Below are 17,536 nucleotides of genomic sequence, written 5' to 3'. Positions count from 1 at the left end.
TGTATCTCTCGTTTAATTGTTGCTCAGCTGCTTAAATAGCCTTACCGGACCAAGCAAGCCAGCCTCATTCAGTGGCTTGCCTTCCAGGCGGTATGGCGCATTGGTTTTTGTGATTCTCCTGTCTTCCGGCAAACGCTGATCGCCGATGATCCTGTTGGCCCAAGTATTGGTTACCGTTATGTCCAGCACATTGTCCCCATTTTTTAGAGCAGCTGTAATGTCTGCCTGGTAAGGCGCAGTCCAGACCACACCACAAGAAATTCCGTTTACCCGAACCTCTGCGATACAGCCTACCGTTCCCAAATCCAGCAGGTATTGCTGCCCGGCCTGTTTTTTAACTTTAAAATTATTACTATACTCCGCTGAACCTGAGTAATATCTGATCAGGCTGTCCGGATGTTTACTCCAATCGCTCAGCGCAGCAAAAGTTACCGGCTTTTCCGGACCGCCATAAGCAGGATCAAAACGCACTTTCCAGCTCCCATTTACCATGTTTACCAATTGCTGTTCTTTCCAGTTTTTGCCTGTAGCAGAGGCAGTAGTAGCCGCCCTATCTTTAAAGATGACAAAGGTGGAGGCATTTGGGGCCAGCTTTAGCTGCATTCTTGTACGACCAGCCTCAGTTTTCCAGGCTTTCAGGGCAATAGTTTCATTAGTTACAGCATCATAAAGTTCAGGTATTTTACCGGCTGTTCTAAAAGAAAACTCCAGCAAGCGCTCTTTATTTTCCTGGTTAGCAACAAAATAAAACTCTTTATCGGCTGCAATCCTATGGGTATAAGCTACCTTTTTCGCATAATCTCCATTTCCTTCCATTACCAGCAGATCCCTTTCCAGGCCAATAAGGTCAAAACTTTCTGCCTGATAAGCACCCTTAATGATCCTTCCCTTACCCAGTGTTTTCAGGGAAAGCTGCTGTTGCCCCTGTCCTGCTGTTTTAAAATTACCATCCCAAAGCTCGGTCAGTAAAGTCTCAAAGTCCTGATCACTGCCTGTTTTAGGCATACCCAGCTGGAATTTCGGACGTTCACCGAGCACAAGGCTTGCACCTGCTTTCGCCAGCTCGTTCAGCTTTGCAGCCACTTCCTTACTCATATACTGATAATTTGGGTTCAGGAGCATTTTACCCGGGATAACCAGTACCGCATAACTTGCACCGCTGGCAAACACCACTCTCCCGTCTTTTACGCTTGCGTCAAGCAATACATCAGGATTAAAAGAATCGTAGGCATAGCCCCTTAATGGATTTACCCAGTCTTCCGGATCGGCCATGTTTGCCGAATGTGTTACCCCTGCAGGCTTTTGTCTTAAGGGCTCGCCGGTATTGGCCAGTCTTTTTGCCTCAGCTGCCACCACTTCAGCACCAAAAAGGCCAGGCAACAGGTTAACCAAACGATCAGGTAATACCGAGCGGCTGGGCAACTCTTCACCAATAAATACCGCGACATCGGCTACAGGCTTACCCTGTTGTAAAAGTGCCTGACAACGTGTGGCATAATCTACCCAGGCCTTTCCAGGTTTCCACCAGGTCTGGTCACGCTGAAAATATAAACCTATCCCATCCAGTGTCATCCCTGGCTTTTGGTCCAGCCATGGATTATGGGCAAAAACATGATATACCAGTTTATTGATGCCCAGCGCATAATTTCTATCCTGTAAGGTCTTCATATTGCCGGGATGTTCATTCCAATCCATCCTAATGGTGGTGAAAGCTTCTGCCTGTATGATATTTTTGCCATAAATGTGCGCGCCGGAAACCGCATCCAGCATGTCGTTCAGTTTATCGTGTGTCGGACTGTTCAACCAGAACTCACCCATCGGCATGTCTACATTTTTATAATGCAGCAGGCCATCGCTCAGCATGGTCGGTGCAACATTCTCAGCGGCAAAAGTGACACCTTTCTCTTTGGTCAGGCTGGATAAGGTGTAGTAAAACTGGTCTGCAACCAGTTCAGCAATGGTTTTTCGCACATCATGTAAAAAGGCTTCAGACAGTTCAGCACTTCCAAGCGGTATGCCTACCATAGCAGGCAGATAAGGCATCAGGTCGTAGCCTCTGCGTTTCTTAAATTCCGCTGCAAAAAGTGGCGACCAGTTCTGGCTGCCACACTCCCAGCTGTCAACAAACAATTCATTCAAAACCTTTGAGGCGATTTCAGGTCCTCCATGTTTTAAGGCTGCCCCGTACCAACTGTCAAATTGTAATTTTACTGCAGCCGGATTAAATTTATCACATTCCAGCCCCATACCTGCTCCGGCAGTGGCATTCTTATGACCGGTGGAAGTATGGCCAATCCTCAATATGGTCCAGTTTCCTTTAGGCGCCTTCCAGTCTAAGCTGCCGTCTGCTTTAATTTTATCGCTCAGGTTGATGATCTTATCTATCGGTACACATAAATGGTCTTCCAGCGTCTCTTTTGTGCTGGCTTTGCTGATGCGCCATACCAAGCCAGCTTTTCCCTCAAACTGGTTGATCCTGGCTTCCGCAGAAAGCTCCAGGTTCCTCAGTTTTAAAGAAGGCTTCCATTTGGCGGCGTCCAGATCTTCTGAACCGGGCTCCGATCCTTTTTTATCGTATACGAAGCGGTAATATCTTGCGGTAACGGGTACAATACTATGTGTCACATCGGCATCAGTGTCCTGCCAGCCATGCCTTGGCGGTTCCAGGCGCCCCACCGAACGGAAATTTTTACCATCATCACTAACCTGTATTTCCAGCCGTTGTGCCTGGTAGTTATTGCTGCCAGTACTTATGCGGATGGTGCGGGTGGTAAAAGGCTGTTTAAAAGCATACTGAATCCAGCAGGCTTCATTACTTCCAAAATTTTTCGTATTACCCGGTCTGATCAGTCCGCTTGCATCTGCAGCATTACTGGTCGTAATTTCGGGAATCACAGTCTGTGTGGAAATACCGGCACCTTCAGCTGAGGGATAGGCGTATACCGCAATGTCTTTATAATAATCTTCCAGGGTTTCCGGTTGCTGCAGTTTTATTTTTTCATCTGTTTCACCCTTGATATTCAATTGGGTAGATACCACTTTCTGCATAGAAAGTTCAGGTGTAATCCAGGGCCCTCCGGCAAGTGCAAAGCCATCACTTACATGCATCCCCAGTTTCAGGTTTAAACGCCCGGCCTCCTGCATGGCAAAGGTTACCATGTCCCACCATTGTGGGGTAAGCTGCCGTACAGATCGGTTAAATAAAGGGGGATTGGGTACATCTTTAATCGATAAAAGATATGCACCTCCGATGCCCGCTGACTTCATGGCTTCCAGATCGGCGGTAATACCTGGTTTTGAAACCCCGCCTTTAATCCAGTGCCATAACACCCAGGGCTTAGCAGACTCATTTGCCTGCGCCATAGCTGCGCCAGGCTGCAGGCTGCAAGTCAATAAAACGAATGCTATGGTTTTACTTAAGTTCAAATTCATTATGATTTGGCGGCAATCTTATAACCTTTTAATCCGAAATAAAGAATAACTAAAAAACAGATCAGCGGCACATAATAGCCAATCTGAACCTGATCATTGTAGTGATCAATCAATGCACCCATGCATACCGGAATGATTGCACCCCCAACAATAGACATGATCAGCCAGGATGAACCAGGTTTGGTATCATCACCAATTCCATCAATTCCCAATGCAAAGATGGTTGGGAACATGATCGACATAAAGAATCCTAACCCTCCAAGTGCATAAACCACATACACTCCGCTTCCTAAAACTGCAATTAAGCACAGAATAATACAGACGATCGCATAGATTGACAGTAACTTCTGAGAAGAGATCCATTGCAACAATGCAGTGCCTGCAAAACGGCCTACCGTAAACAGGAAGCCGTAAACAATTAAATAATATCCGGCAGTACCTTCGTCAAAACCAGCCCCCTGTTGTGCAGCACGGATAAAAGAGCTCGTTACACATACCTGAGCGCCCACATAAAAAAACTGTGCCACAACCGCCCATTTTAAATGTTTATGCCTTAATGCACCAATAAAGCTACCCTTAGCCTCGCCATCGATGCTTTTGGTTTTGATCTCCGGGAAACGGATGAAACAAAAAATTAAGGCAAAAAGCACTAAAACACTTCCCAAAATAATGTACGGCATTTTAACTGAAGCAGCTTCTTCCATAAAGTAGGTATTGCGGTTAATTTCTGTCATCGCTGCCAGCTCTGCTTTGGAATAGGATTTTCCTGACAGGATAAACCTTGTACCTACGTATCCCGCCACCATAGCCGCTAAACCATTAAAGGAAGCTGCTAAATTTAGTCTGCTGGTGGCTTTTGCAGGATCTCCTAAAACCGCAGCATATGGATTTGCAGTAGTTTCCAATAAGGTTAAACCACAGCCGATTATAAACAGGGCAATTAAAAACGTGATATAGGAAAGCTCATTTGCTGCCGGCACAAACAAAAAAGCACCTGCAGCAAAGACCAGTAAACCAGCAATCATACTTGCTTTATATCCCCATTTTTTAAGGATCATCCCCGCAGGAATTGCCATTAAAAAATAGGCCAGAAAAACTGAAGTATCAATCAGCATCGACTGCGTATTGCTTAAATTACAAGCTTTTTTAAGGTGAGGAATCAAACTGGAATCCAGGTTGTGCGCCATCCCCCATAAAAAGAACAGGCTGATCACAAAAATAAATGGTACCAGGTATTTTTTACCCGCTGCAGGATCACTGCCCCTTATCACTTCAGGTGCTGCTGAATGGTTCATATTTTGGTTTTTAGGTTTTTATCTATTCCAATTCCCTGTAACAGGGAATCTGTTATTTCTTTTTTACCAGCAGCAGGTGATCACATACCAATACGACCTCACCATGCTGGTTTATAATTTCCACATGCTCAGTTACCGTCCCATATTCCGGTTTTTTTGCCTCGGCCTTCTCCGAAATGGTAATCTCCGAATGAATGGTATCCCCTATGTACACGGGTTTTACAAAGCGCAAACGGTCATAACCTTTAGAAAAGGCTTCAGGATTGATCTCGGAAGCGGTAAGCCCGATCCCAATGCTGAATATCATGGTACCATGTGCAATCCGGTGTTTAAAAGGCTGTGTTTTGCACCATTCCTCATCCATATGATGCGGAAAAAAATCTCCGGTATGTCCTGCGTGGACCACAAAATCTGTTTCTGTAATGGTCCTTCCCAAGGTTATCCGCTTGTCCTGTAACAGGTAATCTTCAAAAAATATCGATTTAAAATACATGTTCCGTAATACTTTAATTGTTGTTCAGTTGTTCGCTTATTTTTACACCACCTTTATTGCTGGAGAGATAAGCACTCTCCACTACCGCCATCGTTTTGATCACATCTTCTACACTGGTATGCAATACCGGTGAAGAACCTTCCTTGTAGCGCATAAGGTTAGCCATAGTGCCAATAAAAGCTTCAGGAAACCAGGAACCTTCCAGTTTCAGCTCTTTCCATTCTGGTGCTTTCCCTTCTTCCTGCAAACAATATTCAAATACATCAGGTACCCCATGCGGATAATCCATCAGCAAACCTATGTTCGCTTTGATCGAACCCTCTGTACCTTCCCATTTGATGAAACACTCCTGGTTATGCGGCCCGAAATCATGGTCGTGGTTGGTATTGATCACCGCATGCATGGTATCCCCGTAATCCATCAAAATGGTGGAGCGGGAAGAGGAAAGTGTTTTAGCCGGATGTTTTAAGGTCTTTGCCATTACTGTTTCCGGATCTCCTAAAAAAGAGCGCAGCATATCGATATAGTGGATGCTGTGGTAAAGAATCTCCAGACGGGGATGTACCATTACATGCGGAAAAATCTCCCATGGTGTTTTAATGGTCACACGCACTTCCATATCATACAGCTCACCAATCATTCCCTGATCGATCATATACCTTGCAGCACTCACAAATGGTGCAAAACGCAACTGAAAATTGATGGCCGCAACCAGTTTTTTCTGCCTGCACAGTTCCAGGATCTCTCTGGCCTGTTTAAAGTCATCTCCCATGGGTTTTTGGATCAGTACCGCTGCCCCATCTGGTAGTTGTTCCAGTACTTCCAGGTATTGTTCGGGCATAATGGTCAGGTCAAACACGGTATGCGCAGGTGCCTTGGCTACGGCTTCTGCTACAGAATCATAAACATTCGGGATCTGAAAAGCTTCCGCCAGCTTTTCAGCTTTAGCTTTGGTACGGTTTACAATTCCCTGAACTGCAAAACCTGCTTTTTTATAAGCCGGAAGGTGTGCATCTGCTACAATACCGCCAGCCCCGATAATGATAATGGGTTGTATGCTTTCAGGTAAAACCGGTTGATAGATGATTTCCATAAAGGTCTATTTGTCAATTAAAATGATCTGTTCCTGGGCGAGGCGCAAAATTTCTGCAGCAGGTAGCTCGCTGTTTAAGGCCTTTAATACCGCCACATCAATAATCGCTGCAATTTCTGCCCAATTGCTTTTTTGCGGAAGTGTTTTTGCCCCTTTATGCAATTGTTCCAGTTTATGGTAATAAGGTACCAGCTTGTTCACCAGGCTATCTTTCCAGGTTGAAATCCGGCAGCCAATTCCACCTTCCAGCGTCAACTGCTTATCGTTCTCCTCATTTACTGCGAAACGGAGAAAATCATAAGCAGTTTGCTTATGTTTACTACCCGAGCCTATGGTATATACCCAATAAACATTCAACGAAGCCGGCAGGTTATTTTCCGAAACCGGCAATGAAGTTACCCCTACTTTGCCTTTCACAGCCGAAGCGGCATCTACCTCGCATACCGATGCAAAACCAAACCAGTTGATCATCAGTGCAGCTTCACCTCTGGCAAAAGCCTGTCCGGCCTGTACAGAATCGTAGTTTGCCGAACCAGGGTGTACAGCTTTTGTGTCTTTCAGCAGCTGACGATAAAAATCAAGCCCTTCAGCAGCGGCTTTGGTATCAATATTTATTTTTCCCTCTTCATCGAGCAATGCCCCGCCCCGGCTCCACAATTGCAGGCAGAAATCAAACACCGTATTGTGCCCATCAGGATAGCACGCAAATACACTGCCATAGAGGTTTTGTTCCGGACGGTAAAAAAACCTGGCTACCTGCCGGAATTCATCCCATGTTGCAGGTATTTTCAAATCCCTTCCGTATTGCTGCAGATAACGTTGCTGTTCTGCAACATCATCAAATAAGTCTTTTCTGTAGCTCAGGCATTCCGGACCATCATGAAAGGGCAAACCTACCACCTGTCCTTCAAATTGCTGTAAAGCCAGCAATGACGGACTCCAGCCCTCCGGAAAAGCCGAGGGGGCATTGGCATCGAGGTGGGGGTTCAGTATTTCAAAGGCCTCGCTGGCATAACCTTCCAGCAGCCAGTCGGTATTGATGTGGGCAATGTCCCATTCGCCTTTTTTCAGGCCATCATTGCCCAAAGTAGCCTTATGTAGCTCATGCAGGTCGAGCGGAACCAGTTCTGCCTGCAGGGTACAACCCGAATGCATGCAATAGCTATCCCACACCTTTTGCATAGCCGCCTCGAAAGGGGCAAATTTGCGCACTGCTATCCTGATGGCTTCCTTATTCATGAACACTGGGTTTTAAAGTGATAAACTGGTTAATGATCCTTTCATTATCCTGCCCCAATTTAGGAGAACCTTTGGAAGAAACCAGCAATTCTCCGTCAATCTTTATCGGACAACGGGTAGTCTGGTAACGATAACCGTCCTCCATTTCCACTTCCTGAATCATATTTAAGGCCTTAAAGCCCTCATGTTCCATCAGTTCCTTCCAGTTCAACACCTCCGAACACCAGATGTCGGCAGGTTCCAGCACAGCAAGCCAGCTTTTGGTTGCAGCGGTCTGTAAATGGGCTGCAAGTATTGCCTTGATCTCCTCCCGTTTGTCATAAGCTTCAGCCGGATCGGTAAAAACTTCCATGGCCTTGCAGCCCAATAAAGCAGCAAGTACAGGGATGGAGCCCATTGCCAGGGCAATAAAGCCGTCAGCAGTTTTATAGATTCCGTAAGGTGCACCTAAATAAGCATTGGCATTGTTATGTACCGTTCGTTCTGGAAGCTCAGCACCGTCATTCATAAAAGTAGTGATGGTCTCAAACTGAAAATCATACGCCGATTCGATCATACTCACTTGTACCAAGCCACCTGTTCCGGTGCTTATTTTACGAAATAAGCAGGCCAGGATACCTTGCGCCAGGTGCGAACCTGCCAGCATGTCAACAATAGAAAGTCCCATAGCTACCGGGCCGCTGTTGGCATTACCACTTAGCCAGGTCAAACCAGTTACCGATTGCAGCAACAAATCCTGTCCGGGCTTGCCTTTACCTTCAATTTCTGTTCCATAGCCAGAGAGTTCCGCATAAATGATGCTCTTGTTCAGCTGCTGCACATCTGCATAACCAAAACCCAGCCTTTCCATTACACCCGGACGAAAATTATGGATCATTACATCCGCCTTTTCCAGTAATTCCCATACCATTTTACAATCTTCCTCATTTTTAAGGTCAAGCTCAAAGCTCTCCTTATTTCTGTTGATGGCATGAAATACAGAGGATTCCCCATTCATAATGACATTGGAAGTATATAAGGTACGGCATATATCGCCTACTCCTGAACGCTCTATTTTAATCACCCTTGCACCCATATCGGCCAACCTCAAGCTTGCAGAGGGGCCCGATAAGAACTGGCTAAAATCTACCACTAAATAATCTTCCAGGGCTTTCATATCCTATTTTAAATCAAATTCTTTGTTAATCCTTTCATTGTCTGCACCTATTTTAGGTGCGGCTTTGGCCGCATAAAGTTTATGCCCGTCTACACGGATGGGAGCCCTTGTAGTAGCTATGGTACGTCCATTCCCTAAATCCAGCTGTTGCCTGATTTCCTGATTTTTAAAGACCTCCATTTCAACAGCCTCTTTATAACTGAGTACTGCCGCACACCAAACGTCAGCCGGCTCCAGTACACTCAGCCAATGCGCATTGGTATTGGTTTTGAATGTCTTCCCCAATAACAGCAACAAGGCATCCCTGTTTTCAAAAGAAGCAGCGGCACTGGTGTATGCGGCCGAGATGTCGCAGCCAATCAACTGGCTGATCTTGTTCAGATCGCCCATAGCCAGGGCCAGGTATCCGTCTTTGGTTTGGTAGGTGCCGTAAGGGGCGCTTAAATAAGCATGTGCGCTGCCTTTAACAGCACTTCTTTGCGGCAACTGCCCGCCATCATTCAAATAAGTGGTCAGTACCTCAAACTGCACATCCAGTGCCGATTCCAGTAAACTTACCTCTATCAGCACGCTTTTATTGGTTTTGGCCCGCTTGATCAAAGCGGCTATAATTCCCTGCGTCAGGTGGTTGCCACACATGATATCGGTTACCGACAAGCCAAAAGGCACTGGCCCCTCGTCTCTGCTGCCCGAAAGTTGCGTTAAGCCGGAAACAGACTGTACCAACAGGTCTTGCCCGGGTTTTGCCGCCCATGGCCCCGCGGTTCCATATCCGGTAACTGCGGCATATATAATTTTTGGATTGATGTGCTGTACCGAAACATAATCCAGTCCTATCTTTTCCATCACCCCAGGCCTGAAATTATGGGTCATCACATCCGCTTTGCCAATCAGTTTACGAAGCAGATCCAGATCTTCCGGATTTTTCAGGTCTGCCGCATAAGATTCCTTATTCCGGTTAATGGTATGAAAAAGTAAGCTATCTCCTTCAACAAAGAGATTTTTAATGGCCAGCTGCCTGCAGGCATCGCCTTTTACCGGACGTTCGATTTTAATTACGCGTGCACCCAGATCGGCTAGCTTCAGGCCAGCTGATGGCCCCGCCAGGAACTGGCAAAACTCTAAAACAAGAATTCCTTCTAATGGTCTCTTCATGACAACTGCAGGGTTCTGGATTCTACATATAAACTATTCAGCTTTTCCAGTACTGATATTTCAGATCCTCCCATCATGAGGTAATCACGCACGATATCCCCGGCATGGTCCTGGAAAAACATGTGCCCGTGGTAACGCGGTCGCAAGAAAGCCCTCTGCAGTGCTGGCAGCGTATTCACAAAAAAATCATTCGACCTGTGGTTCACTTCTGCATCTGTCCAGGCACTTAAGTGGCCGGGCTGACCACCATTTTCGAAGAAAAGCCCCTGTTGCCAGAATGGCGAAGCTACATATCCTGCATATTTTACGGCCATTTCTATATGCTTACAAGCTGAAGATACGGCCAGGCCGGTTCCTCCAAGCGTACTGCGCAGGTTACTGCGCCCATTCAAAGAGATCATGTCATGAAAATGCAGCAGTTTGCGGGCATAACCTTTTCTGGAATAATTGGAATACCCATAAGCAAAAGGACAATAAGCAATATCATCACCTAAGGTCATGGCTTCATATGTCTGTATTGGATTTCTTTTAAAATTATCGGGATGAATCTTTGAAGCCAGTTCCCTGTACATCCTGAGTGCGGCAATACCAATATCACTGGATATGATCAGGTCCTCCTGCTGGCAGGGATCTTCGCCCAGCGAGCAGCAAAATGTATAAAAATTCATGAGTACATCAATGGGGATCCCCGCAAAAGCCACCAGGCCTTTATCGGCCAGGTTCAGTAAATCCTCAAATGTTTTTGGCAAAGCAAGGCCATGCTGTTCCAGTAAATCCGGTCGGCAGGCCGCTACGGGTGTCGCCGCATCTATCGGGAGTGCCCACTGGTGTCCGTCGTAACTGTAACTCTCATAAGAATGTCCTACTGTATTGTCTTCCTGGTCTTTTAAATAATCCTTTGTAAAATATTTGTCCAGCGGAAGAATGGATCCTGTTTTGGCGGCAAAACCTGCCCAGGGATGATCAATTACCAGAAGATCAAATCTTTCGGCCAGCTCCTGTATGGAAAAATCAGCAAAAGCCTGTAAACTTCTTTTCTCCCATATAATTTCTACTGATGGATTCAACTCTGAAAAACGCTGTGCTGTAGCTACCATTGGGGTAAAGCCACGGCTATGGTTCCATGTTATTCCTTTTAAACTAATTTTGTCACTCATGACCTTTCTGCTCTTTATCTTTATTTTTTTACCGCAATGTTATTTGCCTTTCAAGGTAATTGTTACAACAGCCTGCTGTAAACCTTCTGAAGAGGCCGTTAATGTTAATTTTCCGGCTTTGGTTTTTGCTTGTACAATAGCAAGGCAAAGTCCGTTATAGGCTTTCCGGTAATAGGCTTTGAAAGGTTCCAGACTGGCCTGAAAACCATTATCTACACCAGCTATCGTGCCCTCACCTTCCAGTTTAAACTGTACCCTATTGGCTGCATCCGGCACCGGATTGCCATCTGCATCTAAAATCCTTACCGTTACAAAAGAAAGGTCTTTACCGTCTGCGGTTATAGTAGTCCTGTCGGCAATCAGTTCTATCTTTGCAGGCTTACCAGCAGTTTTAATCTCTTTGATCAGCACCACCTGCCCGTTTTTCCTTGACACCGCTTTTAAAGTACCTGCTTCAAAATTAACCGGCCATACTACGTGTAGTTCTTCTCCCTGTTTACTTTTGGTACCCAAAGATTTTCCATTCAGGAACAGTTCTACCTCATCCGCATTGTTGTAATAGGCCCAAACATCTATCTTTTTACCCGGAGTCCAGTTCCAGTGCGGAAACAGGTGCAGTACCGGTTTACTGGTCCATTCACTCTGGTACATATAATAGGCATCCTTAGGAAAGCCAGCCAGGTCAATGATGCCATAGTAAGAACTTCTTGCCGGCCAAGGATAAGGTATTGGCTCTCCTAAAAAATCGAATCCTGACCATACAAAAATCCCTGGTACATGGGCATATTTTTTTGCTTCCTTCCAGGTTTCTTCATGTGTAGAACCCCAATATGCAGAAACGTTATCATAAGCAGAAACTGCCCAGGCTGCATTTCCGTCTGTAAATTTGGTTTTCCCATCTTTAGGCCAGCGGCGGATACTGTCGGATGGCATGTCGTAAAAACCGCGGGTAGCAAATGCAGAAGTTGTTTCTGAAGGCAGTAATGTCTGTCCGGGATAGTTCTTTGGAAAATCCTTATACAGTTTATGGTTATAATTTAACCCGTAAATATCCAGGGCTTTGGCCTGGTAAATAAAGTTCTTCGCAGAATCTGTTTCTGTCAATGCCGATAAAACCGGACGTGTGGCATCTACGTCCTTTACCATCTTTACCAATGACCTGGTTAAAGCCACCCCGGTACTATCAAATTGCTCACGGATCTCATTGCCAATGCTCCATAAAATAATAGAAGGGTGGTTTCTGTCCCTTTTCACCATGTCCTGAAGGTCGCGCTGGTGCCATTCAGGAAAATCAAGATGATAATCCTGTTTGTTCTTCTTTTTAGCCCACATATCGAAAGCTTCGTCCATTACCAGGAATCCCATTTTATCACAAAGATCAAGTAATTCCGGAGCTGGCGGGTTATGTGCCGTACGTATGGCATTACAGCCCATCTCTTTCAATATTTCCAGCTGGCGCTCCATGGCCCTTACATTCACCGCAGCACCCAGTGCACCCAGGTCATGGTGCATACAAACCCCCAGGATTTTCAGGGATTCACCATTCAGGAAAAATCCTTTTTTGGCATCAAAGTTAAAATAGCGGATGCCCAGTGGAGTTTCATAAGTATCTGTTAATGTTTTATTGACAAATACCCGGGTCATTACTTTATAAAGGTACGGCTGTTTTACCGACCACAGCTTAGGATTGTTTACCCTGGCAAATTCTGCTACTTCAAACAAGGTGTCTTTTAAGGATATGTCCTTCATTTCTGTAGTAGATACCACTTTGCCATCTGCATCATGTACTTCCCATTTCACATCGATCTTAGCTTTTACCCGCTCTTTGTTTCTGATCTGGGTTTTGATGTAAACGTTTGCCGAGGTTTTACTTACCGAGGGTGTAGAAACAAATGTACCCCATTGGTTCACTGCAACCTTTCCGGTGGCCGTTAACCAGACATTACGGTAAATTCCGGATCCTGAGTACCAGCGCGAATCGGGCTGGGCAGCATTGTCTACCCTTACAGCAATGACATTTTGGCCCGTTTTCAAATATTTTGTGAGTTCGTAACGGAACGAAATATAACCATAGGGCCTTTTCCCCAGTAAATGACCATTGATCCAAACCTCACTGTTCTTGTACACCCCATCAAACTCAATAAAAACATCTTTTTTTTGCATGGACGCCGGTAATGTAAATGTTTTCCTGTACCAGGCAATACCCGTAGGTAATCCCCCACCTTCCGGTTTTGCAGGATTCTTTTCATCAAACTTCCCTTCAATGCTCCAGTCGTGGGGCAAGGTAAGTGTCCTCCATTTACCATCCTTAAAACCGGGTAATTTCGCCGCAGCATCATCACCCAGAAAAAACTTCCAGTCCTGGTTAAAATTCTGGCGTATGCGCGGGGTGCCATATGCAACAGCCCCAACAGTCAGCATCAGCAACAATAAAACAAGGTTCTTTCTTAACATCATGATGTATCTTTATTTACTATCCGGACTTATAAACTCCAGCTTACTTTTCCCTAATTCTTTTGAAGTGGCTACTGCAATTCCGCGTTGGTCTTTTTTATTAACCGCGCAATAAAAATGGTATACCAATCCTTTATACTTTAACACAAAAGATTTATGTGCATACAGCTTATCGTAAACTTCAGAAGATTCAATTAAATTGTTTCCAGTCCAGTCTGTCCAGTTAACCAGGTCATCTGAAGCAGCAAAACGGTTAAAAGCTCCCTGTCTGTCCTGCCAAAAGGCCCCAAAATAGAACATCACCCAAGTCCCGTTTATTTTCTGGATCACCCCATCTCCAGTAATCCCAACCGGATGATGCACCACAGGATCCTTACCAAACCTTTTCCAGTGCAACATGTCATCTGACACTGCCATACCGATACGCTCATACCATCTGGTCTTTTTATTGTTCTCCAGTGAATCACCAACGGCATTGTAATACATCACAAACCGATGTCCTGTTAAACGCTGCTTATCTTCAATTACCGTGCTTTTAAAAAGCTTATTGCGGTTTTCCCACCACCTTACATCCGCATCAGCCGAAGTCAATACCGGTTCGGGCAGTCTGGTCCATTCCTGGGCAACCCAGGGCTTTTTATCAGTATAAGCCATCCCTATAGATAAAGGTTCCGTTTCATAGCCCTTTTCTTTCCCTCCAAAATAAGACATCCAATACTTCCCCTCAAACTTGCCTAGTTTGTAATCTCCACCCCACCTTGTGCTGGTCAGCGCATTATATCCGGCTTTTTGGTTGTCATCCCATTTTCCTGCATCACCAAAAGACATGAGGCGGCCCAATTTTTCCCAGTTCAGCAAATCTTTGCTTTTGGCCAGCCAGGTCTCATAACCACGCCCGCTATACACCAGGTAAGTCATGTACCAGGTATTGCTTTCCCTGAACACAGTCGGGCAATCCATTTTATGCCCTTCATCATCAGGCACCATCACCAATCCATACTTATAAGGTGTCTTAACTTCCTCATAAATCGATTTCATCCTGGCAGCCGAAACCTCCTTACCCGGCTGGGCAAAGACTGCTACCGAAACAAAAAAGCTGAAGATGGATAAGGTAAACTTCATGATCAAAACTATTGTACTTTAAATTTATAATTACCCGAGCCGACCTGGACTACAGCTCTTCCTTTTTCAAAACCAGCAGGCCGGATCTTTTGCCCCGATTCACTGACCTGCTGCGTTGCTGTAGCAGGCAGATAGACAGTTGCTTTTGTATTCGCAGGTACAATAACATCCAGTTCAAACGCATCAGCGGTTTTTCTCCAGTTACTTGCAATTTCGCCATAAGGCGACTGGTAACTGCTTTTGGCATAACGCAGGTCGCCAACCGGTTCCGGATAAATCTGGATGTGGTTAAAAGCAACAGCGCCTTTTTCCTGGCGGATCCCGCCAATGCCGCTGTAAAACCACTCCATAATGTGGCCCAGCATAAAATGGTTATTGGACACCGTGGGCAAAGCGGCCCATGATTCCGTTAAGGCGGTTGCACCTTGTGCCAGCTGATAACCGTAGCCCGGTACATCAGTCCGGCTGTTCATATCGTAAATTACATCCGATCTGCCCTCTGCTTCCAATACCCGCAATACATAGCGGTAACCAATATCCCCGGCGGTTAAACCATTATTTCGGTCTCTGATGTCTTTGACCAGATTGGCGACTACGGCATCTTTATATTCAGGGGCAACCAGGTTCATATATACGGCCATGGCATTGGCTGTCTGGCTGCCTGTAGCATATTGTTTGGTCTCTGTATTAAAAAAAGTATCGTTAAATGATTTCCTTACTTCCATCGCCAATGCTGCATATTTGCCGGCATCAGCATTTTTACCCAGTAAAAGGGCAATTTTCTCCATTACGTTCAGGTCGTAATAATAAATAGCAGTGCCGGTTACCCCCATTGGGGTAAGCTGAGAAACCCCAGGTCGTTCCGGCCCAAGGTCAAACCAATCACCCAGCCCTTGTGAAAGGATATTGTTTTTAGCTTTCGTACCCAGGTAAGCCACATAACGCTGCATCATGTCGTAATTTTCGGCAAGCGCCTGTGTTTCCCCGTACCATTCATAAAGATACCATGGCACCAGGATACTGCTGCTCCCCCATTCCGGAGAATCGCGGAACATACCATTGCCATAGTCAAATTTTACATATTCGGGCGAAATTTCAGGTACCAGGCCATCTGCTGTCTGCGAATTCCGCATGTCCTGCAGGGCCTTTTTAAACAGCGCAGCAGCATCATAATTGTAGCGCACAGAACTGCCCATCAGGTGAAGTTCTTCCAGCCAGCCCAGTTTTTCCCGGTGCGGGCAATCGGTAAATACGCTAACCATATTGCTTTTAATGGCCCAGTTGACCAGATCATCTGTTTTATTGAACAGTTCACTTGAACTTTCAAATGAACCTGCAGTTGCGGCTGCATTGCGTACATGCAAACTTTTCAGGGTTATTAATGAGGGCTTACCAGTTGTATTAGACTGTCCTTCCGGTATCCCGCCAATTACCTGCAGGTACCTGAAACCAGTATACATAAACCTGGGGCGCCAGGTTTCTGCACCATCTCCTTTTAATATGTACTGGAAATAAGTAGGGCTGCCTGTAGCCCGCTGATTTGCCGTACCATCTGCTTTAAGCAGTTCGGCAGGAATAATCTTTACGGTATCCCCTTTTTTACCCTTAACAGTTAGTTCAATAATGGCCGAAGCATTTTGTCCAAGGTCATACACCCAGTCGCCATTCCCAAGCGGCTTTATGGTTTTAGCAGTAAACTGATCAAATACCTTAAGCGGTTCGGCTTTTTGTGAAGTTAAAGCAGGACCGCCTACAGCAACTGCACTCTTCCAATGTTTATCATCAAATCCGGGAATGTCCCAGCCCTTTTGCTCCAGGTTGGCATCATAATCTTCCCCGCCATAAATACTGGAAAAAGTGATTGCTGAGGCAGCTGTTTTCCAGCTTTCATCGCTGATGATGTTGGCCACACTCCCATCTTTATATTCAATCAGCAAACGGCAAATCATTTTTGGGTAGCCAAAAGATGCCCTCAGCTTTTTATAACGCGCCTTAATTGGTGGAATATAATAAAACCCATTGCCCAGCATAACACCCAAAGCGTTGTTTCCATCTTTTAATTGTGCCGTGATATCAAAAGGTACATATAAAGCTTCTTTATCATATTTAGTCCAGCCCGGATCTAAAAAATGGTCACCTACTTTCCGGCCATTCAGTTGCAGTTCAAAATGTCCAAGACCGGAAATGAACATGGTGGCTTTTTTTACTGCTTTGTTTACCCTAAATTCTTTTCTTAAAAGCGGCTGTATATTGTTACCCTCAGGTTTATCTTTTTTTGTATCAAGTGGTAAAATAGTAACCAGCGAATCTGGCATTTTCTCATAGCCTATCCATTTTGCATTTTTCCAGTCGGACACGGTTAACAAACCCATTTGCCATGTTGCGGGATCCGACCAGGCCGAGGCTAGGCCATTATTATCCCAAACTTTTACTTTCCAGTAATAAGTTTTACCAGAAATAAGCGGCTTACCATTATAGTTAACCAGCAAAGACCGGGCAGAAGCCACTTTTTTCGAGTCCCATACATTCCCTATGCCTTTTGCAAGGGTTAAAGCATCGTCTGCTACAATGATATGATAAGCCGATTGCAGTACATTTCTTTGCGCTGAAAACAATTTCCAGCTTAATGCCGGGGCAGGACTTTCCACACCCTGAGGATTGTTTTTATAAGTGCAGCGCAGCTCATTTACTTTCAGCTGTTGTGAAAATACCGGAATCGTAAAAAAAAATAAACCAAGGAAATAGATTAGTTTGCTCATTCTGTTTTATAAGATTAATACCTGTTAAAACTAAATTAGCTATTTAGTTGAATTTTAAACCAGGTATCCGGTTTATAAATGGTTACTAATTCAAATATAAATATTTATTTCAAATATGAAAACTTATATTAAGTAAATTTTATACACATTTGAGAGAAAAATGAATAAAAAGCATTTAGTA

At 45.0% G+C, this 17,536-nt stretch carries 11 protein-coding genes; all 11 read right to left on the bottom strand.

What is annotated here, in order from left to right; all coding sequences use genetic code 11:
- Positions 1 to 12 precede the first annotated feature (12 nt).
- The 11 genes from HDC92_RS07345 to HDC92_RS07295 are packed head-to-tail and all read right to left on the bottom strand — an operon-like array spanning position 13 to position 17,355.
- Entirely contained in the window at positions 13 to 3,432 is a 3,420-nt protein-coding gene (locus HDC92_RS07345) for a glycosyl hydrolase (protein ID WP_183873402.1), read from the bottom strand.
- Positions 3,432 to 4,727 (bottom strand): L-fucose:H+ symporter permease, encoded by a 1,296-nt coding sequence (gene fucP / locus HDC92_RS07340; RefSeq protein WP_183873400.1) that lies wholly within the window; start codon positions 4,725 to 4,727, stop codon positions 3,432 to 3,434. The genes HDC92_RS07345 and fucP overlap by 1 nt, the downstream gene beginning before the upstream one ends.
- A gap of 52 nt (positions 4,728 to 4,779) precedes the next feature.
- Positions 4,780 to 5,220: a MaoC/PaaZ C-terminal domain-containing protein gene (locus tag HDC92_RS07335; protein ID WP_015808563.1), complete on the bottom strand. Its 441-nt coding sequence runs from the start codon at positions 5,218 to 5,220 to the stop codon at positions 4,780 to 4,782.
- Positions 5,221 to 5,233: 13 nt separating this feature from the next.
- A complete protein-coding gene (locus HDC92_RS07330) occupies positions 5,234 to 6,313 on the bottom strand; it encodes a Gfo/Idh/MocA family protein (protein WP_183873398.1) in 1,080 nt (359 codons plus the stop codon).
- Positions 6,314 to 6,319: 6 nt separating this feature from the next.
- Positions 6,320 to 7,552 (bottom strand): extracellular solute-binding protein, encoded by a 1,233-nt coding sequence (locus tag HDC92_RS07325; RefSeq protein WP_183873396.1) that lies wholly within the window; start codon positions 7,550 to 7,552, stop codon positions 6,320 to 6,322.
- The gene (locus HDC92_RS07320; protein ID WP_183873394.1) at positions 7,545 to 8,708 is read right to left on the bottom strand and encodes a CaiB/BaiF CoA transferase family protein; all 1,164 of its coding nucleotides are present in this window, start codon (positions 8,706 to 8,708) and stop codon (positions 7,545 to 7,547) included. Before HDC92_RS07320 ends, HDC92_RS07325 begins: the two co-directional genes overlap by 8 nt.
- 3 nt (positions 8,709 to 8,711) lie before the next feature.
- Positions 8,712 to 9,863 carry a CaiB/BaiF CoA transferase family protein gene (locus HDC92_RS07315; RefSeq protein ID WP_015808567.1) on the bottom strand — a complete coding sequence of 384 codons (1,152 nt, stop codon included), beginning with the start codon at positions 9,861 to 9,863 and terminating at the stop codon, positions 8,712 to 8,714.
- Positions 9,860 to 11,020, bottom strand: a complete 1,161-nt coding sequence (locus HDC92_RS07310; protein WP_015808568.1) for an ABC transporter substrate-binding protein — start codon at positions 11,018 to 11,020, stop codon at positions 9,860 to 9,862. The genes HDC92_RS07315 and HDC92_RS07310 overlap by 4 nt, the downstream gene beginning before the upstream one ends.
- 39 nt (positions 11,021 to 11,059) lie before the next feature.
- On the bottom strand, positions 11,060 to 13,477 hold the full coding sequence (galB, locus tag HDC92_RS07305) for a beta-galactosidase GalB (protein ID WP_183873392.1): 2,418 nt from the start codon (positions 13,475 to 13,477) through the stop codon (positions 11,060 to 11,062).
- 9 nt (positions 13,478 to 13,486) lie between these two features.
- Positions 13,487 to 14,596: a glycosylase gene (locus tag HDC92_RS07300; protein ID WP_183873390.1), complete on the bottom strand. Its 1,110-nt coding sequence runs from the start codon at positions 14,594 to 14,596 to the stop codon at positions 13,487 to 13,489.
- A gap of 8 nt (positions 14,597 to 14,604) precedes the next feature.
- Positions 14,605 to 17,355 carry a family 78 glycoside hydrolase catalytic domain gene (locus HDC92_RS07295; protein ID WP_183873388.1) on the bottom strand — a complete coding sequence of 917 codons (2,751 nt, stop codon included), beginning with the start codon at positions 17,353 to 17,355 and terminating at the stop codon, positions 14,605 to 14,607.
- Positions 17,356 to 17,536: the final 181 nt, after the last annotated feature.

The sequence above is a fragment of the Pedobacter sp. AK017 genome, from assembly GCF_014200825.1.
GTDB classification, from domain to species: Bacteria; Bacteroidota; Bacteroidia; order Sphingobacteriales; family Sphingobacteriaceae; genus Pedobacter; species Pedobacter heparinus.
This window is presented reverse-complemented; position numbering and strand designations above follow the sequence as displayed.

What these genes read in the sequence shown, in the direction of transcription:
- fucP (WP_183873400.1), bottom strand. Translation starts at nt 4,727, where the DNA reads ATGAACCATTCAGCAGCACCTGAAGTGATAAGGGGCAGTGATCCTGCA.
- HDC92_RS07325 (WP_183873396.1), bottom strand. Translation starts at nt 7,552, where the DNA reads ATGAATAAGGAAGCCATCAGGATAGCAGTGCGCAAATTTGCCCCTTTC.
- galB (WP_183873392.1), bottom strand. Translation starts at nt 13,477, where the DNA reads ATGATGTTAAGAAAGAACCTTGTTTTATTGTTGCTGATGCTGACTGTT.
- HDC92_RS07315 (WP_015808567.1), bottom strand. Translation starts at nt 9,863, where the DNA reads ATGAAGAGACCATTAGAAGGAATTCTTGTTTTAGAGTTTTGCCAGTTC.
- HDC92_RS07335 (WP_015808563.1), bottom strand. Translation starts at nt 5,220, where the DNA reads ATGTATTTTAAATCGATATTTTTTGAAGATTACCTGTTACAGGACAAG.
- HDC92_RS07295 (WP_183873388.1), bottom strand. Translation starts at nt 17,355, where the DNA reads ATGAGCAAACTAATCTATTTCCTTGGTTTATTTTTTTTTACGATTCCG.
- HDC92_RS07345 (WP_183873402.1), bottom strand. Translation starts at nt 3,432, where the DNA reads ATGAATTTGAACTTAAGTAAAACCATAGCATTCGTTTTATTGACTTGC.
- HDC92_RS07300 (WP_183873390.1), bottom strand. Translation starts at nt 14,596, where the DNA reads ATGAAGTTTACCTTATCCATCTTCAGCTTTTTTGTTTCGGTAGCAGTC.
- HDC92_RS07320 (WP_183873394.1), bottom strand. Translation starts at nt 8,708, where the DNA reads ATGAAAGCCCTGGAAGATTATTTAGTGGTAGATTTTAGCCAGTTCTTA.
- HDC92_RS07330 (WP_183873398.1), bottom strand. Translation starts at nt 6,313, where the DNA reads ATGGAAATCATCTATCAACCGGTTTTACCTGAAAGCATACAACCCATT.
- HDC92_RS07310 (WP_015808568.1), bottom strand. Translation starts at nt 11,020, where the DNA reads ATGAGTGACAAAATTAGTTTAAAAGGAATAACATGGAACCATAGCCGT.